This window comes from Cupriavidus sp. 05L411 (assembly GCF_056398045.1).
The window spans coordinates 51,375-75,807 of the sequence record NZ_JBFTOQ010000007.1 but is presented as its reverse complement, the minus strand read 5'-3'; the positions used below and the strand labels follow the sequence as shown (position 1 = coordinate 75,807).

At 64.1% G+C, this 24,433-nt stretch carries 25 protein-coding genes and 1 tRNA gene; 7 read left to right on the top strand and 19 right to left on the bottom strand.

From position 1 onward, the window contains the following. From nuoE to AC1DQR_RS09960, 12 genes are all read right to left on the bottom strand, one after another. The gene (gene nuoE, locus AC1DQR_RS10015) at nucleotides 1-507 is read right to left on the bottom strand and encodes an NADH-quinone oxidoreductase subunit NuoE (protein WP_006156834.1); all 507 of its coding nucleotides are present in this window, start codon (nucleotides 505-507) and stop codon (nucleotides 1-3) included. A gap of 212 nt (nucleotides 508-719) precedes the next feature. After that, the gene (locus AC1DQR_RS10010) at nucleotides 720-1,973 is read right to left on the bottom strand and encodes an NADH-quinone oxidoreductase subunit D (protein WP_416048007.1); all 1,254 of its coding nucleotides are present in this window, start codon (nucleotides 1,971-1,973) and stop codon (nucleotides 720-722) included. Between the two features lie 9 nt (nucleotides 1,974-1,982). Next, nucleotides 1,983-2,582, bottom strand: a complete 600-nt coding sequence (locus tag AC1DQR_RS10005; RefSeq protein WP_174426495.1) for an NADH-quinone oxidoreductase subunit C — start codon at nucleotides 2,580-2,582, stop codon at nucleotides 1,983-1,985. Between the two features lies 1 nt (nucleotide 2,583). Further along, on the bottom strand, nucleotides 2,584-3,066 hold the full coding sequence (locus AC1DQR_RS10000; RefSeq protein WP_006156837.1) for a NuoB/complex I 20 kDa subunit family protein: 483 nt from the start codon (nucleotides 3,064-3,066) through the stop codon (nucleotides 2,584-2,586). Nucleotides 3,067-3,072: 6 nt separating this feature from the next. Next, nucleotides 3,073-3,432, bottom strand: coding sequence for an NADH-quinone oxidoreductase subunit A (locus tag AC1DQR_RS09995; RefSeq protein WP_006156838.1), 360 nt, complete (start codon nucleotides 3,430-3,432; stop codon nucleotides 3,073-3,075). A 164-nt stretch (nucleotides 3,433-3,596) separates the two neighbouring features. Then, nucleotides 3,597-3,681 (bottom strand) — tRNA-Leu (locus AC1DQR_RS09990). Nucleotides 3,682-3,888: 207 nt separating this feature from the next. Then, on the bottom strand, nucleotides 3,889-4,257 hold the full coding sequence (gene secG / locus AC1DQR_RS09985) for a preprotein translocase subunit SecG (protein ID WP_150983745.1): 369 nt from the start codon (nucleotides 4,255-4,257) through the stop codon (nucleotides 3,889-3,891). Nucleotides 4,258-4,303: 46 nt separating this feature from the next. Then, entirely contained in the window at nucleotides 4,304-5,041 is a 738-nt protein-coding gene (gene tpiA, locus AC1DQR_RS09980) for a triose-phosphate isomerase (RefSeq protein ID WP_183033672.1), read from the bottom strand. 138 nt (nucleotides 5,042-5,179) lie between these two features. After that, nucleotides 5,180-6,184, bottom strand: a complete 1,005-nt coding sequence (locus tag AC1DQR_RS09975; RefSeq protein WP_416048006.1) for an NAD(P)H-quinone oxidoreductase — start codon at nucleotides 6,182-6,184, stop codon at nucleotides 5,180-5,182. Between the two features lie 209 nt (nucleotides 6,185-6,393). Then, a complete protein-coding gene (gene pnp, locus AC1DQR_RS09970) occupies nucleotides 6,394-8,589 on the bottom strand; it encodes a polyribonucleotide nucleotidyltransferase (RefSeq protein ID WP_477132943.1) in 2,196 nt (731 codons plus the stop codon). A gap of 512 nt (nucleotides 8,590-9,101) precedes the next feature. Then, nucleotides 9,102-9,374 carry a 30S ribosomal protein S15 gene (gene rpsO, locus AC1DQR_RS09965; RefSeq protein ID WP_006156843.1) on the bottom strand — a complete coding sequence of 91 codons (273 nt, stop codon included), beginning with the start codon at nucleotides 9,372-9,374 and terminating at the stop codon, nucleotides 9,102-9,104. 190 nt (nucleotides 9,375-9,564) lie between these two features. Then, nucleotides 9,565-10,809: a branched-chain amino acid ABC transporter substrate-binding protein gene (locus AC1DQR_RS09960; RefSeq protein ID WP_253932765.1), complete on the bottom strand. Its 1,245-nt coding sequence runs from the start codon at nucleotides 10,807-10,809 to the stop codon at nucleotides 9,565-9,567. A gap of 218 nt (nucleotides 10,810-11,027) precedes the next feature. On the opposite strand from AC1DQR_RS09960, the gene AC1DQR_RS09955 reads away from it, so the two are divergent. Beyond that, nucleotides 11,028-11,558 carry a hypothetical protein gene (locus tag AC1DQR_RS09955; protein ID WP_416048004.1) on the top strand — a complete coding sequence of 177 codons (531 nt, stop codon included), beginning with the start codon at nucleotides 11,028-11,030 and terminating at the stop codon, nucleotides 11,556-11,558. Nucleotides 11,559-11,662: 104 nt separating this feature from the next. Here AC1DQR_RS09955 and AC1DQR_RS09950 read toward each other — a convergent pair whose 3' ends face one another. The 7 genes from AC1DQR_RS09950 to AC1DQR_RS09920 form a co-directional block, all read right to left on the bottom strand. Continuing rightward, complete coding sequence (locus AC1DQR_RS09950; RefSeq protein WP_416048003.1) at nucleotides 11,663-13,201, bottom strand: 2-isopropylmalate synthase; 1,539 nt, start codon at nucleotides 13,199-13,201, stop codon at nucleotides 11,663-11,665. A 356-nt stretch (nucleotides 13,202-13,557) separates the two neighbouring features. Further along, nucleotides 13,558-14,067 carry a peptidoglycan-binding protein LysM gene (gene lysM, locus AC1DQR_RS09945; protein WP_253932763.1) on the bottom strand — a complete coding sequence of 170 codons (510 nt, stop codon included), beginning with the start codon at nucleotides 14,065-14,067 and terminating at the stop codon, nucleotides 13,558-13,560. A 145-nt stretch (nucleotides 14,068-14,212) separates the two neighbouring features. Beyond that, entirely contained in the window at nucleotides 14,213-15,115 is a 903-nt protein-coding gene (pssA, locus tag AC1DQR_RS09940; RefSeq protein ID WP_416048002.1) for a CDP-diacylglycerol--serine O-phosphatidyltransferase, read from the bottom strand. A 42-nt stretch (nucleotides 15,116-15,157) separates the two neighbouring features. Further along, complete coding sequence (locus AC1DQR_RS09935) at nucleotides 15,158-15,802, bottom strand: phosphatidylserine decarboxylase (RefSeq protein WP_416048001.1); 645 nt, start codon at nucleotides 15,800-15,802, stop codon at nucleotides 15,158-15,160. A 154-nt stretch (nucleotides 15,803-15,956) separates the two neighbouring features. Further along, nucleotides 15,957-16,973: a ketol-acid reductoisomerase gene (gene ilvC, locus AC1DQR_RS09930; protein WP_043344720.1), complete on the bottom strand. Its 1,017-nt coding sequence runs from the start codon at nucleotides 16,971-16,973 to the stop codon at nucleotides 15,957-15,959. Nucleotides 16,974-17,070: 97 nt separating this feature from the next. Then, entirely contained in the window at nucleotides 17,071-17,562 is a 492-nt protein-coding gene (gene ilvN, locus AC1DQR_RS09925; RefSeq protein ID WP_006156850.1) for an acetolactate synthase small subunit, read from the bottom strand. Next, nucleotides 17,562-19,322 carry an acetolactate synthase 3 catalytic subunit gene (locus AC1DQR_RS09920; RefSeq protein ID WP_043344716.1) on the bottom strand — a complete coding sequence of 587 codons (1,761 nt, stop codon included), beginning with the start codon at nucleotides 19,320-19,322 and terminating at the stop codon, nucleotides 17,562-17,564. Before AC1DQR_RS09920 ends, ilvN begins: the two co-directional genes overlap by 1 nt. A gap of 369 nt (nucleotides 19,323-19,691) precedes the next feature. Between AC1DQR_RS09920 and AC1DQR_RS09915 the strand changes: the two genes are divergently transcribed. From AC1DQR_RS09915 to AC1DQR_RS09890, 6 genes are all read left to right on the top strand, one after another. After that, on the top strand, nucleotides 19,692-20,258 hold the full coding sequence (locus tag AC1DQR_RS09915) for an RNA polymerase sigma factor (RefSeq protein ID WP_006156852.1): 567 nt from the start codon (nucleotides 19,692-19,694) through the stop codon (nucleotides 20,256-20,258). Then, the gene (locus tag AC1DQR_RS09910; protein WP_150983734.1) at nucleotides 20,255-20,689 is read left to right on the top strand and encodes a DUF3619 family protein; all 435 of its coding nucleotides are present in this window, start codon (nucleotides 20,255-20,257) and stop codon (nucleotides 20,687-20,689) included. The genes AC1DQR_RS09915 and AC1DQR_RS09910 overlap by 4 nt, the downstream gene beginning before the upstream one ends. A 2-nt stretch (nucleotides 20,690-20,691) precedes the next feature. Beyond that, nucleotides 20,692-21,471, top strand: a complete 780-nt coding sequence (locus AC1DQR_RS09905; protein WP_416048000.1) for a DUF3106 domain-containing protein — start codon at nucleotides 20,692-20,694, stop codon at nucleotides 21,469-21,471. Nucleotides 21,472-21,664: 193 nt separating this feature from the next. Further along, nucleotides 21,665-22,231: an RDD family protein gene (locus tag AC1DQR_RS09900; RefSeq protein WP_416047999.1), complete on the top strand. Its 567-nt coding sequence runs from the start codon at nucleotides 21,665-21,667 to the stop codon at nucleotides 22,229-22,231. Then, on the top strand, nucleotides 22,228-23,205 hold the full coding sequence (locus tag AC1DQR_RS09895; protein WP_416047998.1) for an esterase/lipase family protein: 978 nt from the start codon (nucleotides 22,228-22,230) through the stop codon (nucleotides 23,203-23,205). Before AC1DQR_RS09900 ends, AC1DQR_RS09895 begins: the two co-directional genes overlap by 4 nt. 122 nt (nucleotides 23,206-23,327) lie before the next feature. Continuing rightward, on the top strand, nucleotides 23,328-24,344 hold the full coding sequence (locus AC1DQR_RS09890) for a metallophosphoesterase (protein ID WP_416047997.1): 1,017 nt from the start codon (nucleotides 23,328-23,330) through the stop codon (nucleotides 24,342-24,344). Nucleotides 24,345-24,433 lie beyond the last annotated feature (89 nt).

Sequence of the window (24,433 nt, the reverse complement as noted above, 5' to 3'; positions counted from 1 at the left end):
TTACTTGTCTCCCTTGGCTGCAGTGCTGCCGGCGGCCTTGAGCTCGTCGACGAGCGCATCCAGCTTGGCGTCGCTCATATGGCTGCACATGCGGGTATTGTTGACGATCATCACCGGTGCGTCGCCGCAGGCACCCATGCACTCGCCTTCCTTGAGGGTGAAGGTGCCGCACGGGGTGGTTTCGTTGTAGCCGATCCCCAGCTTTTGCTTGAGGTAGTCGCCGGCACGTTCGCCGCCGGAGAGTGCGCACGGCAGGTTGGTGCAGACGGTCAGCTTGTACTTGCCGACCGGCTTGGTGTCGTACATGTTGTAGAAGGTTGCAACCTCCTCGACCCATACCGGCGGCATGTCGAGGTAGCTGGCAACAAACTGCATGACTTCCGGGGAGACCCAGCCCACTTCGCCCTGCGCCACGGCCAACGCCGCCATCACGGCCGACTGCTTCTGGTCAGCCGGATACTTGGCGATCGCGCGATCGATTTCCTTGAGAGCTTCTGCTGATAGCATGGTCGTTGCTGTAATACGCCGTGTCATTTGCGGATCTGCGCCGCCACATGGCGCGCATCCCGCAGGTTTGCAGCCGTCGCTGCCGTTGCAGCCCGCATGTCAAAGGCATGCTGGGCTCACCGCGGGTTTCCCGTGACCGGACACGATCATTTGTGGGTCCGTGCCAGGGGCGCCCGGATCGTCGTCCGGGGCCGGCGGCTCTTGTTAGCTCGTCAGCGGTCGATTTCGCCGAAGACGATGTCTTGCGTACCGATGATCGTTACCGCATCCGCAATCATGTGGCCCTTGGCCATTTCATCCAGTGCGGCCAGATGGGCAAAGCCCGGGGCACGGATCTTCAGGCGATACGGCTTGTTCGCACCGTCGGAGATGGCATAGATGCCGAACTCGCCCTTCGGGTGCTCCACTGCCGCATAAGTCTCGCCTTCAGGCACGTGAATGCCTTCGGTGAAGAGCTTGAAGTGGTGGATCAGCTCTTCCATGTTCGACTTCATGTCCACGCGCGACGGCGGCGCAACCTTATGGTTGTCGCTCATCACCGGGCCCGGATTGCGGCGCAGCCAGTCGATGCACTGCTTGATGATGTTGTTCGACTGGCGCATTTCTTCCACGCGCACCAGGTAGCGGGAGTAGCAATCGCCGCCCACGCCCACCGGCACCTGGAACTCCATGCGGTCATACACTTCGTAGGGCTGCTTCTTGCGCAGGTCCCACTCGATGCCAGAGCCGCGCAGCATCGGGCCGGTAAAGCCCATCTGCAGTGCACGTTCGGGACTCACCACGCCGATGCCGACCAGGCGTTGCTTCCAGATCCGGTTGTCCGTCAGCAGCGTCTCGTATTCGTCGACGTACTTCGGGAAGCGGTTGGTGAAGTCCTCGATGAAGTCCAGCAGCGAGCCCGAACGCGCTTCGTTCATGGCCTTGATGGCGCGCTCGTTGTGGATCTTCGACGCCTTGTATTGCGGCATCGTGTCCGGCAGGTCGCGGTACACGCCGCCCGGACGGTAATAGGCCGCGTGCATGCGCGCGCCCGACACCGCCTCGTACATGTCGAACATGTCTTCGCGTTCGCGGAAGGCGTACAGGAACACCGCCATCGCGCCCACGTCGAGCGCGTGCGAGCCGATCCACATCAGGTGGTTCAGCAAGCGCGTGATTTCGTCGAACATCACGCGGATGTATTGCGCGCGGATCGGCACCTCGAGACCCAGCATCTTCTCGATGGCCATCACGTAGGCATGCTCGTTGACCATCATCGACACGTAGTCGAGGCGGTCCATGTAAGGCACGCTCTGGATCCAGGTCTTCTGCTCGGCCAGCTTTTCGGTGGCACGGTGCAGCAGGCCGATATGGGGGTCGGCGCGCTGGATGACTTCGCCGTCCAGCTCCAGCACAAGGCGCAGCACGCCGTGTGCCGCAGGGTGCTGCGGGCCGAAGTTAAGGGTGTAATTCTTGATGTCTGCCATTGCGCGTTCTCAGTGCTGCAAGCCGCCGTAATTCTCTTCGCGGATCACGCGGGGCGTGACCTCGCGCGGCTCGATCGTGACGGGCTGATAGATCACCCGCTTTTGCTCGGGGTCGTAGCGCATCTCGACATAGCCCGAGACCGGGAAATCCTTGCGGAACGGGTGGCCGACGAAACCGTAGTCGGTCAGCAGGCGGCGCAGGTCGTTGTGGCCTTCGAACACGATGCCGTAGAAGTCGAACGCTTCGCGCTCGAACCAGTTCGCCGAGTTCCAGACGTCGGTCAGCGAGGGCACCACGGGCACGTCGTCGTCCGGCGCGAACACGCGTACGCGCAGGCGCCAGTTATGCTTGATCGAGATCAGGTGCGTCACGGCCGCGAAACGGGGGCCGTCCCAGGCGCCGTCGCCATAGGTGGAATAGTCGACGCCGCACACATCGAGCAGTTGCTCAAAATGCAGTGAGGGATCGTCGCGCAGCATCAGCGCGCTTTCCAGGTAGTCATCGGCCTTGACGATAAGGGTAATCTCGCCTAGCGCCTCTACCAGTTTCTGGATACGCTTGCCCAGTACCTTTTCGAGCGCGGCCTTCAGAGTATCGAGGTTCGACATGTCAGCCCTTGCGCGCGATGGTGTTGGTGCGACGGATCTTGTTCTGCAGCTGGATGATGCCGTAGATCAGCGCTTCCGCCGTCGGGGGGCAGCCAGGCACATAGATATCCACCGGCACGATCCGATCGCAACCACGCACCACTGAATACGAGTAGTGATAGTAGCCACCGCCATTCGCGCAGGAACCCATCGAGATCACCCAACGCGGCTCTGCCATCTGGTCATAGACCTTGCGCAGCGCGGGGGCCATCTTGTTGCACAGCGTGCCGGCCACGATCATCACGTCCGACTGGCGCGGCGACGGGCGGAAAATCACGCCGAAGCGGTCCATGTCGTAGCGCGCGGCGCCGGCATGCATCATTTCCACAGCGCAGCACGCCAGGCCAAAGGTCATCGGCCAGAGCGACCCGGTGCGGGTCCAGTTGATCAGCTTGTCAGCGGTAGTCGTGACGAAGCCTTCATTGAGAACGCCTTCGATTGCCATATCACATCACTCCCAATCGAGCGCGCCCTTTTTCCAGATGTAGACGAAGCCCACGATGAATTCCAGCAGAAACACGCCCATGGCGAAGAAGCCCGGCCAGCCGATATCCCGCAGGGCTACACCCCAGGGAAACAGGAAGGCGGTCTCGAGATCGAACAGGATAAAAAGAATAGCGATGAGGTAGTAGCGCACGTCGAACTTCATGCGCGCGTCCTCGAACGCTTCGAAGCCGCACTCGTACGGAGAGAGCTTCGCGGGATCAGGTTTGTTTGGACCGAGAATTCGGCCGATCGACATCAGTGCAATGCCGAGCACGACACCGAAGATGATGAAGATGAGGACGGGGAAGTAGGCTTCGAGATTCAAGGTACGGCCAGCCTTATCTGGAATGTTGTCAACAGCACCAGCGGTAAGCGGCGTCCTGTTGCCCACCCCAAGCGCCATTCCGTAGAAATTACGACGCCGCCTTGCGGACTGGCCGGGGCATACATCCGGGATGGTTTCCGGATGTATGCCCCGATCAAGTTGTTTGGTGCCGACGGCGAGACTCGAACTCGCACAGCTTTCGCCACTACCCCCTCAAGATAGCGTGTCTACCAATTTCACCACGTCGGCTGGGGGAGAAACAATATTGCCTCGCGCCGGGCTTTTCAGGGCCCTGGGTTTTTACACCCTTCGGAACTCTGGCTGGGATACTACTTTATCCTGGCTGGAGCCCCGTCGCTGGGGATCGTTTCAAGCCTTGTATTCTAACCTAGGATTCTTGTTTTGTTCAATGCACAACAGCAAAAATCTTCAAGAATAAGTCACAAGGCTCGTTGATTATTTCGGTACAGCAGGCGCAGAAGGATTCGAGGCCGCGGCAGCCGATGCAGCAGCAGGCGCCGAAGCCCCCGCCACCGCCGGTGCCACCGCGGGCGCGGAGCCCATCACGCCCAGCGAGGCTGCCGGCCGATAGTTGCCCATCAGCGTCAGGCTCAGCGTGCAGATGAAGAACAGCGTCGCCAGCACGGCGGTGGTACGCGACAGGAAGTTGGCCGAGCCGGTGGCGCCGAACAGGCTGCCCGAGGCCCCCGAGCCGAACGCCGCACCGACATCGGCGCCCTTGCCATGCTGCAGCAGCACCAGGCCAATCACGCCAAGCGCGGACAGTACCTGCGCCACTACCAACAAAGTTTTGAAAATTGCCATTTGGTTCGATTCGCTTGCCTGATCAGACCCTATGAGCGGCCGGCATTCAGGCGTTGCCGATCGCGAGGAAATCGTCCGACTTCAGCGAGGCGCCTCCGATAAGGCCCCCGTCGATGTCGGGCATGGAAAATAGTTCTGCCGCATTGTCCGGCTTCACGCTGCCGCCATACAACATGGCCATGCGAGCGGCCACGCCGGCGTCGCGCGCCGCCACCTGGGCGCGCAGGAAAGCGTGCACGGCCTGGGCCTGCTCGCTGCTTGCGGTCTTGCCCGTGCCAATCGCCCACACCGGCTCATAGGCCAGCACGATGCGGCCGAGCTGCTCAAGCGACAGGGCCTCGAGCACGGCGCCGAGCTGACGGCCGACCACGGCCTCGGTCTCGCCTGCCTCGCGCTGCGCCAGGCTCTCGCCCACGCACACCACCGGCACAATGCCGAACTCCAGCGCACGCACCGCCTTGGCCGCTACCGTGGCATCCGTCTCGCCATGGTAGCTGCGTCGCTCCGAATGCCCCACCAGGGCATACGAAACACCGAACTCAGCCAGCATGGAGGCCGCGACTTCGCCCGTGAAGGCACCGCGCGCCTCGGCGGACACGTCCTGCGCGCCCCAGGCCACCGCGGACCCGGCCAGCAACGCCTGGCACTGCGCAAGATACGGGAACGGCGCGCATACTGCCAGGCGCGCGCTTGCGGGCGCCGCCTTGATCGCTTCCAGCAAGGTCACATTGGCAGCCAGGCTGCCGTGCATCTTCCAGTTGCCGATAACGAGCTTTTGTCTCACAGGGCGCCCCTCTCAATCAAACCGGCTATTGTAGCGCGGGCCAAGGCCCTACGCCACAGAAGGGCCCCGAAATCGGCCGGGGCGCGGGGCCCCGGCCGCACCTGGCCGCTCTCAGCCATCAGCCCGCTAGCAGCGGCATTACCAGGTCAGGACGATCTTGCCGATGTGCTCGCTGGACTCCATCAGGCGATGCGCATCGGCGGCCTGGGCGGCCGGGAAGGTCTGGTGGATCACCGGCTTGATCTTGCCCGCCGCCAGCAGCGGCCACACGTGCTGGTGCAGCGCCTGCGCGATCTCGCCCTTGAACGCCACCGGGCGGGGACGCAGCGTGGAGCCTGTCACGGTGATACGGCGGCGCAGGATATCGCCCAGCGGGATCTCGGCCTTGGCGCCGCCCAGCAGCGCGATGATCACAATGCGGCCATCGTCGGCGACGCAGGACAGTTCGCGCGCCAGATACGGCCCAGCCACCATGTCGAGGATGACATCTGCGCCACGGCCGCCGGTCAGGGCTTTCACCTCGGCGACAAAGTCCTCGGTCTTGTAGTTGATGGCACGATCGGCGCCCAGTTCCTCGCAGGCACGGCACTTGTCGGCGCTGCCGGCGGTGACGAAGACTTTGTGGCCCAGGGCCTTGGCGATCTGGATGGCGGTCGTGCCGATGCCGCTCGAGCCGCCCTGGATCAGCAGGGTCTCGTCCTTGCCCAGCGGGCCGCGACCCAGGTAGCCGCGATCGAATACGTTGCTCCACACGGTGAAGAACGTCTCCGGCAATGCGGCCGCCTCGACATCCGACAGGCCCTCCGGCACCGGCAGGCATTGCGCCGCGGGGGCCACGCACAACTCGGCGTAACCGCCGCCCTGCACCAGCGCGCACACGCGATCGCCCAGCTTCAGGCCGAAGCGGTTGTCGGGGTGCGCCAGGTCGCCGCCGGCCACCACGCCGGCTACTTCCAGGCCCGGCAGGTCGGACGCGCCGGGTGGCACCGGGTAGTTGCCGGTACGTTGGAATACGTCGGGGCGGTTGATGCCGGCCGCGGCCACGCGGATCAGGATCTCGCCGGCCTTGGGCACCGGGTCGGGGCGTTGCGCCAGTTGCAGGACTTCGGGGGCGCCGTACTCGCGGATTTCGATGGCTTGCATTGCTGCTCCTTGCGGTTAGGGACCTCGCGCATGCGGCGGGCTCACGCACGCATGGCGGGGAGATCAATCTGGGCACCCGCCATGCAGCGAGCCGAACAGCCGGGCCGCATGGGGTGGGACTGGCGGGAGTGTAAACAAAAAAGCGGCTGGACATCGCCAGCCGCTTTTTCTGCTACGGGTACCGTCGTTCTGCCGGCACCGTAAAACACTTACTGCTGTTGCTGATCAGCCGAAGGCGTCGTCGGTGCTGCCGGCGCGGCCGGTGCTGCCGGTGCCTCGCTGGTGTTGGCGATCGGGCTGATGCTGCCGCCCTCTTCGGCCAGCGCGGCCTTCAGGGACAGGCGCAGGCGGCCCTTCTCGTCAGCCTGGATCAGCTTGACGCGCACGTGTTGGCCTTCCTTGAGCCAGTCTTTGATGTCCTTGACGCGTTCGTTGACGATCTCGGAGATATGCAGCAGGCCATCCTTGCCCGGCAGGATGTTGACGATGGCGCCAAAGTCCAGCAGCTTGAGCACGGTGCCGGCGTAGATCTTGCCCACTTCGGCTTCGGCGGTGATGCCTTCGATGCGGCGCTTGGCTTCGGCCATGCCTTCGGTCGAGGTCGAGGCGATGGTGATGGTGCCGTCTTCCTGGATGTCGATGGTGGTGCCGGTCTCCTTGGTCAGGGCCTGGATGGTCGAGCCGCCCTTGCCGATCACTTCGCGGATCTTGTCCGGATGAATCTTCATGGTGATCATGCGCGGCGCGTGCTCCGACAGCTCGGTGCGCGCATGGCCCATCGCGTCCTGCATCTTGCCCAGGATATGCAGGCGGCCTTCCTTGGCTTGCGCCAGCGCGACCTGCATGATTTCCTTGGTGATGCCCTGGACCTTGATGTCCATCTGCAGCGCGGTGATGCCGGTGTCGGTACCCGCGACCTTGAAGTCCATGTCGCCGAGGTGGTCCTCGTCGCCCAGGATGTCGGTCAGCACGGCAAACTTGTTGCCTTCCAGGATCAGGCCCATGGCCACGCCGGCCACGTGCGCCTTGATCGGAACGCCCGCGTCCATCAGCGCCAGGCAGCCGCCGCACACCGATGCCATCGACGACGAGCCGTTGGATTCGGTGATTTCGGACACCAGGCGGATGGTGTAGGCGAATTCGTCATCCTTCGGCAGGACCGGAATCAGCGCGCGCTTGGCCAGGCGGCCGTGGCCGATTTCGCGGCGCTTGGGGCTGCCCACGCGGCCGGTTTCGCCGGTGGCGAACGGAGGCATGTTGTAGTGGAGCATGAAGCGGTCGCGGTATTCGCCGGCGAGCGCGTCGATGATCTGCTCATCGCCCTTGGTGCCCAGCGTGGCAACCACCAGCGCCTGGGTTTCGCCACGGGTGAAGATGGCCGAGCCGTGAGCGCGCGGCAGCACCGACGAGCGGATCTCGATCGGGCGCACGGTGCGGGTGTCGCGGCCATCGATGCGCGGCTCGCCCGACAGCACCTGGCTGCGCACGATCTTGGCTTCGATATCGAACAGCACGTTGCCCACTTCGACCTTGTCGGCTTCCACGCCGGCTTCGGCCAGCTTGGCCGACACGGTAGCGTAGACTTCCTTGAGCTTTTGGCTGCGAGCCGACTTCTGGCGCAGCTGGTAGACGTCCTGCAGCAGCGGCAGGGCGATCTCGCCAACCTTGGCGATCAGCGCTTCGTTCTTCGGTGCCGCGGTCCAGTCCCACTCCGGCTTGCCGCCGTCGCGCACCAGGTCATGGATGGCATTGATGGCCGTCTGCATCTGCTCGTGGCCATAGACCACGGCGCCCAGCATCACCTCTTCCGACAGTTGGCGGGCTTCCGATTCCACCATCAGCACGGCGCGCTCGGTACCGGCAACCACCAGGTCCAGTTCCGAAGCGGCGATCTGCGAACGGGTCGGGTTCAGCAGGTACTGGCCGTCCTTGTAGCCAACGCGCGCTGCGCCGACCGGGCCGCTGAACGGAATGCCCGACACTGCCAGGGCAGCCGAGGCGCCGATCAGGGCGGGGATGTCAGCCGGGACTTCCGGGTTCAGCGACAGCACGTGGATGACCACTTGCACTTCGTTGTAGAAGCCTTCCGGGAACAGCGGGCGCAGCGGGCGGTCGATCAGGCGCGAGGTCAGCGTCTCGTTTTCCGACGGACGGCCTTCACGCTTGAAGAAGCCGCCGGGGATCTTGCCAGCAGCGTAGGTCTTTTCGATGTAGTCGACGGTCAGCGGGAAGAAATCCTGGCCGGCCTTGGGCGACTTGGCCGCGACAACGGTGGCGAGCACCACGGTGTCTTCAATGTCGACGATCACGGCACCGCCAGCCTGGCGGGCAACCTCGCCGGTTTCCAGGCGCACCTTGTGCTGGCCCCACTGGAATTCCTTGACGATCTTGTTGAACATGGTCATGAGCGTTCCTTTTGTTCGTGCTTGCACGCTTGTGCAACGCCCGCGTTAGCAGCCGCGGGCGAACTGCCGGATCAGCGTCGGCCTCAGTCACAGGGAAGTGCTATGCCATTCCAGCGCGATACCTGATAGCTGGCAGCTGGTAGCTGGTACGTGGCATCTGCCTGGGCAGATACCGCGCTGGAATGACACAAAGCCCCGCTTCCTTGCCCGACTCCGGTATGGATTAACAGAAAAAAGCTAAAAAAAGCTAAAGAACACAGTAACTTACTCCGTTGCACGTCTTGGCGCAACGTGTGCCAGCCCCCGGGGCCATGGCACCATCAAGTAGAGCAAAAATCACTTGCAGCAATGCTGAACATCGACAGGACAGCGACCGAACGACGGCCGGACCTGCGGCATTTCATCCGCAAAAACAAAATGCCTGCATCAGCGAGGCTGACGCAGGCATTAGTGGCTCACGCGAAGGCGTGCAGTGCATCCATTCGTGCTGCCATCCGGACGATCCTGGCTGCTTACTTACGCAGGCCGAGCTTCTCGATCAGCGAACGATAACGGTCGGCATCGTTGGCCTTGAGGTAGTCCAGCAGGCGACGACGACGGCTCACCATGCGCAGCAGACCGCGGCGGCTGTGGTGATCCTTCATGTTGGCCTTGAAGTGGGGGGTCAGTTCGTTGATGCGGGTGGTCAGCAGAGCGACCTGGACTTCGGGGCTACCCGTGTCGTTGGCGGCACGTGCGAACTGCTTGATGACTTCGGTTTTGCTGCTGATTTGGGCTTCTGCCATGGTGATTTCCTTTTCACTTGCGAACGCTACAGCACGAAATGTGCCGCATGCGTCGTGCCTTGTGCGTGTCCTACATACAGGCAACTGTCTCGCCGGACCGGTTTTTGACAACCGGCTGGCTATGACAGCGGGCGATTATAACGGAAAACGGGCCGGCGATGGCGTTTGCGGCAACGCCGGCCTGGAACCGCTAGAACCGCTCCATCTTGCAGGTCGTAGGCAACATGGTCTGCGCCGACTTTAGCTTCCTCACCGTGCGAAAGCCATATCCCGACCCTTCATTGTCAAAGCGCACATCGCCGCCCTGCTTCTCCATCACCGACACGTAGAGCGGCTGCAGCACCTGGTGGTCGTCGGCGCGGATCGTCGCATCATGGAAGTCGTTGACGTAGCGCATGCCCTCCAGCGCACGCGCCACCTTGACGGCGTCGGTCGAGCCCGCCTGCTCGATGGCCCGGGCGAGCATTTCCACCATCATCTGCATGCGCAGGTGAACGTAGTCGTCCTTGGGCTCAGGGTAACGGGCACGGAACGCCTGGTAGAACGCGTCCGAGGCCGCGCCGCCCACGTTCGGGTGCCACTCCGCCACCGCAAGCACGCGCCCTACCCCGGCATCGCCCATGGCCGCCGGCGCGCCCAGCCCGTTGCCGTAGAAGGTGTAGAACTTGGCATTCAGCCCGCCCTCGCGCGCGGCCTTGATCATCAGGGTGAGATCGTTGCCCCAGTTGCCCGTGATCACCGCATCCGCGCCGCTGGCCTTGATCTTGGCGATATACGGGGCGAAGTCCTTGATCTTGCCGATCGGGTGGAACTCATCGCCCACGATGCGCAGCTCGGGCCGTTTGGCCGCCAGCATCTCGCGCGCCGAACGCGACACCTGATGGCCGAAACTGTAGTCCTGGTCGATCAGGTAGACGCGCCGCACGCCGGCATCGGCACGGATGACTTCGGTCAGGGCCTGCATGCGCATGTCGGCGCTGGCATCGAAGCGGAAGTGCCAGAAACTGCACCCCTCATTGGTCAGCGTGGGATCGACCGCCGAGTAATTCAGGAAGAGCACGCGGGCATCGGGCTGCCGGCTGTTATGGCGGTTGATCGCACTGACCAGCGCGCCAGCCACCGCCGAGCTATTGCCTTGCAGGACAAAGGGAATCCGCTTGTCCACCAGCCCGCGCAACTGGATCAGGCTCTCGTCGACATTGCCTTTGCTATCGAAGGTAACCAGCTCAAGGGGCCGCGCGCCTTCCGCGGTCTTGACGCCACCGCGCGCATTGACGCGGTCGATGGCGATCCGAAGGTTGCGCACCACCGCGTCGCCCGCGTTGGCAAAGGGGCCGGACAAACCCTCGATCATGCCGAGACGAATCGGCTCCTGCGCGCCGGCGCTCGCCGCCACCGCCAGCAAACAGCCCGCCAGCCATCGTTTAGCCCACATCGAGTGATCTCCCGCCAAAGCGCTGCATGGTAAGCCAGGGACCCAGCCTAGGCAAATCGGATCGCGTTCGCGGCAAAACGGGAAATTGGGCGAGGATGGCGGTGCCATGGCGGCGCTTGCCCTCAAAAAGCCGCGCATGCCACATGAGGCGCACACAACTTTTGCGCGCCGCTACACTCTTAATTCATATCACCACGAATTTCAATAAGAGGACTGCCATGAAAGCCTCATCGTCGCGCCGTGCCGCCCGCTGGCTCGTGCTAGCAACAGCGGCAACCATCCTGCCAGCCTGCTCGGTGCTGCAACCGGTCAAAGTCGGCCAGGACATGATGGGCGCGCCAGAAGCCGCCGTACAAGCCCGCTTTGGCACACCAACCGATACCTATCAGCTATCCGACGGCACGCAGCGATGGATCTACTCGAAGCAACCCTTCGGGCAGCAATCCTACGCGGCCGACTTCGACCGCGATGGCCACCTGAGCGCCTTCCGCCAGATGCTGCAGACCAGCGAGCTCTACAAGGCGAAGGTCGATGTCTGGACCAAGCTGGACGTGGAACAGCACTTCGGCAAGCCCCGCGAGCCCAAGCAGTATTACCCGCTGATGAAGCGCGAAGTATGGTCTTACCGCTTCAGGCATGAGGACACCTGGCCGTCGATGTTCAATTTCTATTTCGACGACGCCGGCGTGCTGCGCCAGACCCAGATCACGCCAGACCCGCTCGCGGAGGGGCGCGGCCGGCGCCGCTGAGGGCAGGAGAATGCAAAAAGCCCGCCGTCATCCTCATGGGAATGCGGCGGGCCGATTCAAGCCCCGCGGCCGGATAGGCCGCGGGCTTACCGGTCAGATCGGGATCAGATCTGCGGGTTGATCTTCTGCACTGCCTTGTCGTGCAGCTTGTTCAGCGCGGCCAGGTAGGCCTTGGCCGAGGCGGCCACGATATCGGGATCGGTGCCCACGCCGTTGACGATGCGCCCGCCCTTGGACAAGCGGACCGTCACTTCGCCCTGGGCCTGTGTGCCGGCGGTGATGGCATTGACCGAATACAGCACCAGCTCGGCGCCGCTGGCGACCTTGCCCTCGATGGCGTGCAGCGTGGCGTCGACCGGGCCATTGCCCTCGCCTTCACCCGTCACCTCATTGCCGTCCATGTTGAACACCACGCGCGCATGCGGGCGCTCGCCGGTCTCGGAGTGCTGCGACAGGGAGATAAAGCGGAAGTGTTCGTTGACGTCGTGCGCCTCGTCGGAAACGATGGCCATGATGTCTTCGTCGAAGATCTCGGACTTCTGGTCGGCCAGTTCCTTGAAGCGGGTGAACGCGGCATTGACCTCGCCCTCGCTCTCCAGCTCGATGCCAAGTTCCTGCAGGCGTTGCTTGAACGCATTGCGGCCCGAGAGCTTGCCCAGCACGATCTTGTTGGCGGTCCAGCCCACGTCTTCCGCTCGCATGATCTCGTAGGTATCGCGCGCCTTCAGCACGCCATCCTGGTGGATGCCCGAAGCATGCGCGAAGGCGTTGGCGCCCACCACGGCCTTGTTGGGCTGCACTACGAAGCCGGTGATCTGCGACACCAGCTTGGAGGCTGGCACGATCTGCGTGGTGTCCACGCCGACGTCCATGTCGAAGTAGTCGCGGCGCGTCTTGACCGCCATCACAACTTCTTCCAGGCTGGTATTGCCAGCACGCTCACCGAGGCCGTTGATGGTGCACTCGACCTGGCGCGCACCGCCAAGCTTGACCGCCGCCAGCGAATTGGCCACGGCCATGCCGAGGTCGTTGTGGCAATGCACGGACCAGATGGCCTTGTCGGAATTGGGGATGCGTTCGCGCACCGAGCGAATCAGGCCCGCGTAGCCTTCCGGCACGGCGTAGCCCACCGTGTCCGGCAGGTTGATGGTGGTAGCGCCCTCCTTGATCACGCCTTCGAGCACGCGGCACAGGAAATCCATGTCCGAGCGGCTGCCGTCTTCAGGCGAGAATTCGATATCGTCGGTGAACTGGCGCGCAAAGCGCACCGCCTGGATGGCCTGCTCGAAAACCTGGTCCGGCGTCATGCGCAGCTTCTTTTCCATATGCAGCGCCGAGGTGGCGATGAAGGTATGGATGCGGAAGGCGTTGGCCGGCTTGAGCGCCTCCGCGGCGCGGGCGATATCGCGGTCGTTGGCGCGGGCCAGCGAGCAGATGGTCGAATCCTTGACGACCTGGGCGATGGAGCGGATCGCTTCGAAGTCGCCGTTGGAGCTGGCGGCAAAGCCCGCTTCGATCACGTCGACCTTCAGGCGCTCCAGCTGGCGCGCGATGCGGATCTTTTCCTCGCGGGTCATGGAGGCGCCGGGCGACTGTTCGCCGTCGCGCAAGGTGGTGTCGAAAATAATGAGTTTGTCGGACATGGTTGGGGCTCCTGGGCTGACTTTTGTATTCGGCGAATCGGGTGGATGCCTCGGCATTCGCCGTTTCGTTTTGCTGTGCTGCTGTATTCGTGCTGAATGCAAAACGCCCCGGCGTGCAGTGATGCAGGCCGGGGCGTTTTGTAAATCCTGTGTGACTTTACGCGAGGGGCTTGGCTTCCCTCAGCGCGAACGCGCCCCGACCTGACGGCCTAGTAGGCCACCTAGAATGGTGCGGGCGAGTAGGGCTTGGCGCGAAATCATGTGAGCGACTATAGCCGAGAAGCCGGGTGTGTGCAATATGGATGCCTCATTCAGGCCAGCATCAGGCCGATAGCCGAAAAACAGGCCAGGGGGCGTCAGGCCTTGGGCGGGATGCGCAGCTTCTGGCCGGGGTAGATCTTGTCCGGATTCGTCAACATCGGCTCGTTGGCCTCGAAAATCGCGGTGTACAGCGCGCCGTTGCCGTAGGCCGTCTGGGAGATCGCCCACAGGGTGTCGCCCTTGACCACGGTATGCCAGGTCGATTCGGTGGAGTCGACATTGACCGACATCTTGTCGTCGACCTTGTCCACGCCTTGCACATTGCCGCAGCACAGGATGATCTTCTCGCGGGTGGCCTGGTCCGGCGCCACGCCGAACACCGTCACCAGCCCCTGCGAGCCGTCCACCTGCACCATCAGCCCGGTGGCGTCGAGGTTCATCTGCTTGATGTAGCCTTCGATGGCATCGCCGGCGGCGCGGTTGGCCGCATCGGCATCGGCATCCGCCGCCGGCGCATCGGCCGGAGCCGCCGCGGGCGCGGCTTGCGCTGCGCTGCCGCCAAACAGTTTCTCTCCTGCTTCCTTGATGAAGTCGAGCATGCCCATGAGAACCTCCAGTGATAAGTGGACAACAAGGGGGACTACAGTACAACCCAGGCTACAGTGAACCACGGCAAACGCCACGGCAATGCGACAGCCTGGAAAACAAATGTAAAAAAAGGCGCCTTAGCGCCTTTTTACCAACCTGCGATCAGGAACGATCGTTCCCGCCGTCCCGCACCTTGCGGATTTCGGCCGGCTTGCCATGCAGTGCATGCCAGCCCCACAGCAGGTAGCCGGAGATGGCGTAGGCGACAAACAGGCCGAACAACGCCACCGGCGGATCCGTCGAGACCACCACGAACAAGACCAGCACCAGCACCATCATGCCGAAGGGCACGCGATAGCGCACATCGAGCGCCTTGCCGCTATAGAACGGCGCGTTGGAGACCATCGACAGCCCCGCGTACAGCGTGATGCCGAACGCCACCCAGGGCATCCACAGGTCCTTGACCGGCAGCTTGTTGTCGATCACCAGCCAGACAAAGCCAGCCACCAGCGCCGCCGCCGCCGGGCTGGGCAGCCCCTGGAAGAAGCGCTTGTCGACCACGCCGATGTTGGCATTGAAGCGCGCCAGGCGCAGCGCGGCGCAGGTGCAATAGACAAAGGCGGCAATCCAGCCCCACTTGCCCAGGTCGTGCAGGATCCACTCATACATCACCAGCGCCGGCGCCACACCGAACGAGGTCATGTCCGACAACGAATCGTATTGCTCGCCAAACGCGCTCTGCGTATTGGTGATGCGTGCGACGCGCCCGTCCATGCCGTCCAGCACCATCGCGGCGAAGATGGCGATGGCCGCGCTGTCAAAGCGCATGTTCATGGCCTGTACGATGGCAAAGAAGCCGGCGAACAGCGCCGCGGTGGTGAACGCGTTGGGCAGCAGGTAAATGCCGCGACGGCGCGGGCGCACGTACTCGATGTCGTGATCGTCCCCGGCTTCGTCGTCGAAATTGTCGGACCCGTTGCCACGCAACTGGTTGTGGCGGAAAGGACGCAAGTTGGTCACGTTGCCATTGGTAACGCGCTTATTGCGTCGGTTGAAAGCACCCATGCCTGTTCTCCAGTGGGTCTGATCTGTTCCGGCGTCGCCGGATTAATCCAGCTCAGCCAGGATGGTCGACGAGGCCGACACCTTCTCGCCGATGGTCACGCGCGGGCGCGCATCCACCGGCAGGTAAACGTCGACACGCGAGCCAAAGCGGATGAAGCCATAGCGCTGGCCGCGCGACAGCGTCTCGCCGACGCGGGTGTAGCAGAGGATGCGGCGGGCCACCAGGCCGGCCACCTGTACCAGGGTCACCACCTTGCCATCTGCGGCACGGCGGATGACCACGGCGTTGCGTTCGTTTTCGAGCGAAGCCTTGTCGAGGTCGGCGTTGACGAACTTGCCGGGAAAATACTCGACCTTCTCGACCTTGCCGTCCACGGACACCCGGTTGGAGTGTACGTTGAACACGTTCATGAAGACGCTGATCTTCAGCGCCTCGCGGCCCGCGTACGGGTCCATGGTCTTCTCGACCACCACGATGCGGCCATCGGCGGGCGCCAGGACAGCGTTCGGCTGGGCGGGAATGGACCGCGGCGGATCACGGAAAAACTGCAGCACGAACAGTGTAATGATCCACAGCGGCAAGGCCCACCAGAAGCCGGCGCTGACCTGCACCAGCAGCGAGATGACAAAGGCGCCAGCCAGGAACGGCCAGCCTTCACGGGCGATCAGCGGATGAGGATAGTTCATGCAATGCTTACTTGGTGGATAAAGTCTGACAAGGATAACAAAAAGCCGTTCAGTCCCCGCCTGAATAACCCCTCGATAGGGGGAAATGTGCGGATGACTGAACGGCTGCGGCCCGCGCCGTCAGCAGCGGCGGGCCGTCGGGCTGTAGTACAGCTTAGTTCTTCGACTGGTCGACCAGCTTGTTCTTTGCGATCCAGGGCATCATCGCGCGCAGCTTGGCACCCACTTCTTCGATCTGGTGCTCAGCGGTCAGGCGGCGGCGCGAGATCAGGGTCGGGGCGCCGGCCTTGTTCTCGAGCAGGAAGCTCTTGGCGTACTCGCCGGTCTGGATGTCGGTCAGGCATTGCTTCATGGCCTTCTTGGTCTCCTCGGTCACGACGCGCGGGCCGGTGACGTATTCGCCGTATTCGGCGTTGTTGGAGATCGAGTAGTTCATGTTGGCGATGCCGCCTTCATAGATCAGGTCGACGATCAGCTTGAGTTCGTGCAGGCATTCGAAGTAAGCCATTTCCGGCGCGTAGCCAGCTTCCACCAGCGTTTCGAAGCCAGCCTTGATCAGCTCGACGGTACCGCCGCACAGCACGGCTTGCTCGCCGAACAGGTCGGTTTCGGTTTCTTCGCGGAAGTTGGTTTCGATGATGCCGGCGCGGCCGCCGCCGTTGGCGGTAGCGTACGACAGGGCGATGTCACGGGCGGCGCCGGACTTGTCCTGGTGCACGGCGATCAGGTGGGGCACGCCGCCGCCTTGGGCGTAGGTCGAGCGCACGGTGTGGCCCGGCGCCTTCGGGGCGATCATGATGACGTCGAGGTCGGCGCGCGGGATCACGGCACCGTAGTGCACGTTGAAGCCGTGGGCGAAGGCCAGTGCGGCGCCTTGCTTGATGTTGTCGTGCACTTCGTTCTTGTACACGTCTGCGATCTGCTCGTCCGGCAGCAGGATCATGACCACGTCGGCGTCCTTGACGGCGTCAGCCACTTCCTTGACCTGCAGGCCGGCGTTGACTGCCTTGTTCCACGATGCGCCGCTCTTGCGCAGGCCAACTGTGACCTTGACGCCGGAGTCGTTCAGGTTCTGCGCGTGGGCGTGGCCTTGCGAGCCGTAGCCGATGATGGTGACGTTCTTGCCCTTGATCAGGGAGAGGTCGGCGTCCTTGTCGTAAAACACTTTCATGATGGTTCCTTCAGTCTTTCGTTTTCGTGTGTCGGGTTGGCGGCCACCGCCCGGCTAGTGCCGGCACCGGCGCCGCCCTTGGATACTGCAATCAGGCTCAGACCTTCAGGATGCGCTCGCCGCGGCCAATGCCCGAGCCGCCGGTACGGACGGTCTCGAGGATGGCGGCGCGGTCGATGGCGTCCAGGAAGGCATCCAGCTTGCCGCCGTTGCCGGTCAGCTCGATGGTGTAGGTCTTCTCGGTGACGTCGATGATGCGGCCGCGGAAAATGTCGGCGGTGCGCTTCATTTCCTCGCGCTCCTTGCCAACCGCACGCACCTTCACGAGCATCAGCTCGCGCTCGATGTGCGCGCCCTCGGTCAGGTCCACCACCTTGACCACTTCCACCAGGCGGTTCAGGTGCTTGGTGATCTGCTCGATGATGTCGTCCGAACCGCTGGTGACGATCGTCATGCGCGACAGCGAGGCGTCTTCGGTGGGGGCCACCGTCAGCGTCTCGATGTTATAGCCGCGCGCCGAGAACAGGCCCACCACGCGCGACAGCGCGCCCGGTTCGTTTTCCAGCAGGACCGAAATGATATGTCGCATTACAGGTCCTCCGCGCCGAGCAGCATCTCGGAGATGCCCTTGCCGGCCTGGACCATCGGCCACACGTTTTCAGTCGGGTCGGTCTGGAAATCGAGGAACACGGTACGGTCTTTCAGGCGGAAGGCTTCGCGCAGGGCGGGCTCGACATCGGCCGTCTTTTCGATGCGCATGCCGATATGGCCATAGGCCTCGGCCAGCTTGACGAAGTCGGGCAGCGCGTCCATGTAGGAATGCGAGTAGCGGTTGTCGTACTCGATTTCCTGCCACTGGCGCACCATGCCGAGGTAGCGGTTGTTGAGCGCGCAGATCTTCACCGGGGTGTCGTACTGCAGGCAGGTCGACAGTTCCTGGATGTTCATCTGGATCGAGCCTTCGCCGGTGATGGTCACCACTTCCTTCTCGGGGAAGGCTTTCTTGATGCCCATCGCGTACGGCAGACCCACGCCCATCGTGCCCAGGCCACCGGAATTGATCCAGCGGCGCGGCTCGTTGAACTTGTAGAACTGCGCGGCCCACATCTGGTGCTGGCCCACGTCCGAGCAGACGAAGGCATCGCCGTGCGTCAGTTCCCAGATCTTTTCCACCACATACTGCGGCTTGATGATCTCGGAGTTGCGGTCGTACTTGAGGCAGTCCACCGAACGCCATTGCTCGATCTGTTCCCACCACTTGGCCAGGGCCTCGCGCTTGGGCTTGACGTCGCTGGCCTGCAGCTGGGAGATCAGCTCCTGCAGCACATCCTTGACGTGGCCCACGATGGGAATGTCGACCTTGACCCGCTTCGAGATGGAAGACGGATCGATGTCGATATGGATGATCTTGCGCGGCTGCGAGGTGAAGTGCGCCGGGTTGCCGATCACGCGATCGTCGAAACGCGCCCCGATGGCAATCAGCACGTCGCAGTTCTGCATGGCCATGTTGGCTTCATACGTGCCGTGCATGCCGAGCATGCCGACGAACTGCTTGCTGGTACCGGGGAACGAGCCGAGGCCCATCAGCGTGTTGGTGACCGGATGGCCGGTCAGCGCGGCAAGCTGGCGCAGCTCTTCGCTGGCATTGGCCAGCACTACACCGCCACCTGCGTAGATGAACGGCCGTTCGGCGCCCTGCAACAGCGCGAGCGCCTTGCGGATCTGGCCCGAATGGCCCTTGTTCACCGGGTTGTACGAGCGCATGTCGATCGACTTGGGATACTCGTACTTGCAGGAATTGCGCGAGACGTCCTTGGGAATATCGACGACAACGGGGCCGGGACGGCCGGTTGCGGCAATATAGAACGCCTTCTTGATGGTCGCGGCGAGATCGCGAACGTCCTTGACCAGGAAGTTGTGCTTGACGATGGGGCGGGTGATGCCGACCGTGTCGCATTCCTGGAAAGCGTCCTGGCCGATAGCGTGCGTCGGCACGTTACCGGTGATGATCACCATCGGGATCGAGTCCAGGTAGGCCGTGGCAATGCCCGTCACCGCATTGGTGACGCCGGGACCAGAGGTCACCAGGGCGCAGCCCACCTTGCCGGTCGCACGCGCATAGCCGTCTGCGGCATGAACCGCGGCCTGCTCGTGGCGCACCAGGATGTGCTCGATTTTCTTTTGCTTGTAAAACTCGTCGTAGATATACAGCACTGCGCCGCCGGGGTAGCCCCAGACGTACTCGACGCCTTCTTCGGCAAGTGCGTGAACGAGAATTTCCGCCCCGATCATTTCCGGTGCGGCGGATGAATTGCTGTCTGCGTGGAATTCCGCGCTGGGCATGTTCATTTTAGTCCTTTGCAATTTTCGGCAAAAAATTGTTCGGATGCTCTCTGCCGGGCTTGTGGCACGGGTTCAAGCGGTGCGCGTCTGCATGATAGACCGCCTCATAAGCGGCCGAATGAGACAACCACTGATGTCGTGTGAACCCGCGACGATACTGGATTGATTCGGGCTTGTCTACGGGCTTTTTTACGCGAGGGGGCATCCTGCCATCCTCCAGGCACCCCCGCCACATCCTGAGCCTGAATGACCACAAAAGAGAACAAGGATGGTCACCGGGGGGGTTATTTGCTAGCATCCCACCATTTTGGACGTGCAGGAAGCCCTACCCTGCACTTCCACCGGCCAAGGCCCCACCGTCTGTACCCCGCCTGCATGGCAACCGATCAGGAACTATCCGACTTTCTCGCCAGCGTCGAGCGGCGCGCCTTCAAACAGGCCGTGTTTGCAGTGCGCGACGACGAAGCCGCCCTGGACATCGTCCAGGACGCGATGATCAAGCTCGCCGAAAAATACGGCGACAAGAGCGCCGCCGAACTCGCGCCGCTGTTCCAGCGCATACTGCAGAACACAATTCACGACTGGTTCCGCCGCCAGAAAGTACGCAATACCTGGGTCACCCTGTTTTCCAACCTGCGCGACGACCGCGAAGGCGAGGATAATGACCTGCTCGACACTTTCGAGGCCGAAATCGGCTCCGAATCTGCGGAAAGCAGCGCCGACAAGGTGGAGCGCGCCCAGACCATGCACATCATCGAACAGGAGATCCAGCGCCTGCCGACACGTCAACGCGAAGCCTTCCTGATGCGTTACTGGGAGGATATGGACGTCGCGGAAACGGCTGCCGTCATGGGATGCTCCGAAGGCAGCGTCAAGACGCACTGTTCCCGTGCCACGCACACACTGGCGCAGGCATTGCGAGCGCGGGGGGTCCGACTATGAGCACCAGAAACGAAAAAGAAATCAACGAACGCCGCCTGGCACACGATATCCGCACGGCACTTGATGCCTCTGCGAATGCGTTGCCGGACAATGTGACCGATCGGCTCGCCGCCGCGCGGCGGATTGCGCTGTCTCGCAAGAAAGCCCAAGCCGCCGTCGCCGTGCCGCAACTGGCCTCGGCCGGGATGCCCACGCTCTCTTTCGACGAGGACGACTCGGCACTCCACCGCGCAGGTTCCTGGCTGCGCCGTCTTGGGCTGGTATGGACGCTGGTGGCGCTGGCCGCCGGGCTGGCGGGCATCTACCACTGGCAGCAGCAAAAGCGCGTCGATGAGCTCGCGGATGTGGACGCGGCGATGCTGCTCGACGACCTCCCGCCAACGGCCTACGCGGATCAGGGCTTCCACGTGTTCCTGAAGCGCGGTCAGTAGGCATGGCCGGCGCTGACTTCATCCCCGACGCACCGCGCCGGCGGCTGGCGGCCTTGCTGCTGGCCGGCCTGGCCGCCGCCACCACGATCTGGTCCCTGGTTCCGGCCACTTGCCAGGCGCAGGGCGGCCACCCGGGCGGCGCGCCCGCGGCCAGCATCGCCAATGCGCACCCGAACTGGAACGAGCTCAACGCCGTCCAGCAGCGCGTGCTCGCGCCGCTGGCAGGCGAGTGGAACAATTTCCCCGAGCTCAACCGGCGCAAATGGCTGCAGATCGCGGAACGATACGAGAAGTTCTCACCCGCGGAACAGGCGCGGCTGCAGACCCGCATGACCGAATGGGTCAAGATGACGCCCCAGCAGCGCCGCCTGGCGCGCGAAAACTACCAGATCACGCGTTCGCTGCCCGCCCAGAAGAAGGCCGAGGCCTGGAACAAGTACCAGCAACTGCCGGAAGAGCAAAAAAAGAACCTGGCGGCGGCCGAGAAAGTGCCGCGCCGCCCCGGCGCGGTCAGCGCCTTGCCCTCCGGCAAGCGCCTGCCAGCCGAGACCACCCGGCAGCTGCACCTGGAAAAGAAGGCACCCGCCGGCGCCACATCGGCCGCAGCCCGCGCCCGCCCGCCCGCTGCCGGCACGCCGGCGGCGGAGTCCCAAGCTGCCCTGCCAGGCACCGCTGCCGGCGCGCCGGTGCCGACCGTGGACACGCCGCGCGAAGCGGCCACCGAGGCCACGGCCAGCAGCACCAGCGCTACCGCTACGCCCGACGAACCGGTGCGCCGCTGAACCGCTACGCGGTTGTGCGGCCGGCTCGCACCCGCGCCCTCCCACGCAAGCTACCCGCCCCACCCGCGCTTTGGCATAATGCCGCTTGCGCCGGCCCGGCCGTGCTCGCTTGCTGCCTCACGGCCCGACTCTCGCCGCCCGGCCTCGCCCTCCTCCGGCCTGACGGCCCTACCGCCCTTTCGCCATACCCGCCATGCCCGCCGTGACCACGCCCAAACCCAACGCCAAGCCGGCCGCAGCGGCTGCTCCGGCCAGTCCCGTGCGCCCAGCCGAGGCACCGACGATACGCCGCCGCATCGCCTGCATGCTGTACGAAGGCGTATTGCTGTTCGGCGTGCTAAGCGCCTCGACGGGGGTCTACCTGCTGGCGCGCCCGGCGCTGCAGCAGCTTGGGCTGGACGGCCCGTTCACGATGCAGTGCTGGAGTTTCCTGGTGCTGGGCTGCTACTTCGTCTGGTTCTGGCAGCGCAACGGGCAGACGCTCGCCATGCAGACGTGGCGCATGCGGGTCGAGACGGCTGCGGGCGCGCCCCCGCGCTGGCCGCAGGCCTCGCTGCGTTACCTGCTGGCATGGCTGTGGCTGCCGCCTTCGGCGGCGCTCGGGCACCTGCTCGGCCTGGTCAAGGGTCCGTTCGTCGGCGTGCTGTGCGCCGGCCTGCTGGCCTGGGTCCTGCTGGCCTTGCTCGACCCCAGGCGGCAGTTCCCGCATGACCGCCTGGCCCGTACCCGCCTGACCGACCTGCGCCCGCCCAAGCCATGAACCTGTCGGCCGCCGCTTTGCGCCGCATCGCGGTGGCATTGCAGGCCGCCGTGGCGCTAGGCTGCGCCGCTGAACTGAATGCCCTGCACGGGTGGTCCCTCGCCACCGGCCTGCTGGCCGGCATTGGCATGGTGCTGGCGATACTGGGGCTGTCTGTTGCCTGCGCCTTTGCCTTTACCCTGTGCGGCCTGGGCGAGCCCGAGGCAACGCGCCCCCCGACTCCTCCCGCCCTGCAGGCCATGCGGCCAGCCAGGTTGACGCCATGGCAGGCGCTGGCCTGTTACCTGCGTGAATACGCCGCCGTGTTCCGGATGTTCAACTGGCTGCAGCCCTTCTGCTCGCACCGCCGCTTACGCCCGGCCAAAGCCCCGGGCTCGCGCCCGCCGCTGCTGCTGGTGCACGGCTACGGCTGCAACCACGCCGTCTGGCTCGACATGCAGCCCGCCCTGGCGGCGGCCGGCTACCACTGCGAGGCGATCGACCTGGACCCGGTGTTTGGCGACATCGACCAATACGCCCTCGAAGTCCGTGCCGCCATCGCGCGCATCGCCGCCACCACCGGCCAGCCGCCGCTGGTGCTCTGCCACAGCATGGGCGGCCTGGCCGCGCGCGCCGCGCTGGCGGGACGCGGCAAGCCCCCGCCCTGCCGCGGCATCGTCACGCTGGGCACGCCGCATCACGGCTGCGTGCTGGCCCGCTACGGCAGGGGCTTCAATTCCCGCCAGATGCGCTGCGCCAGCGCCTGGCTGCGCGCGCTGGCGGCGCGCGAAACGTCGCGCCAGCGCGCTGCCCTGGTGTCGATTTTCAGCTGGCATGACTCGATTGCCGGGCCGCTCGGGACCTCCTGGATGGAGGGCGCGCATCATGTGGCGCTTAGCGGCATCGGGCATGTCAGCTTGCTGCGGCATCCGGTGGCTACGCAGGCTGTGTTGCGGGCGCTGGCGCAGTTGTCAGCGGTGGCGCCAGCGGCCTGATGTGACGGCGCCAGCAACTGGAAGCCCCTTCCCACGCAACAGTCATATGACATTCATGTTTCCTTAACAGCTTCGTCACGCGCCGCTGGCCCAATGCAGCCATCGTCGCTACCGAGGCCGCCATGGTTCAAGCTCTTCGTTCTGCCCGCGGACATCTGGCCAAGGCCACGCAACTGCTGCGCAGCCGTACCGCCGAGTCGCAATCCCTGCCGCGGCCCATATCATTGCCTGCCGCGCTGGCCGCCTTCATGCCACCGGCCAGCGACTTGCAGCAACGGCCTCCCGGGCGTTGCGCCACCTCTCCCGCCAGCGCCCCGCCCCCTGAAGCCACCACCCAGCCCCCGCATCCGTCCCATCCCACCCGTCACTACCGCGCCATCTGGCTGTCCGACATCCACCTCGGCACGGCCGGCTGCCAGGCCGATTACCTGCTCGACTTCCTCAAGCACAATGAATCGGACCAGCTCTACCTGGTCGGCGACATCATCGATGGCTGGCAGCTGCGCCGCGGCTGGTACTGGCCGCAGAGCCACAACGATGTGGTGCAGAAGCTGCTGCGCAAGGCGCGCAAGGGTACCGAGGTGATCTACGTGCCGGGCAACCACGATGAGGTGGCGCGCCAGTTCGACGGCCTCGCCTTCGGCGATATCACGGTGCGCGAAGATGCCGTCCACGTCACCGCCGCGGGCAAGCGCCTGTGGGTGGTGCACGGCGACCTGTTCGACGGCGTGGTGCAGCACGCGCGCTGGCTGGCTTACCTGGGCGACTCGCTCTACACCCTGATCCTGGCCGTCAACCGGCACTTCAACCGCATCCGCGCGCGCCTGGGCTTTCCCTACTGGTCGCTGTCGCAATACCTGAAGCACCAGGTCAAGAACGCGGTCAACTACATCAATTCGTTCGAGCAGGCGATGGTGGATGAGGCGCGCCGGCGCGGCTGCGATGGCGTGATCTGCGGCCATATCCACAAGGCGGAGATCCGCGAGGTCGACGGCCAGCTCTACTGCAACGACGGCGACTGGGTGGAGAGCCTCTCCGCCCTGGTGGAGACGCAGGACGGCGAATTGCAGATCGTCTACTGGACCACCCTGCTCGACGCGCCGGCCACGGCTGGGCGCCGCGCCGTCGCCACGGCCTGACGAGACTTGAGCGCGGCACCCGCCTCACACGCCGCCATCCGTACCACGGTATGGCCGTGGCCTCGCCGAGGCCGGCCACCCACGCGGCC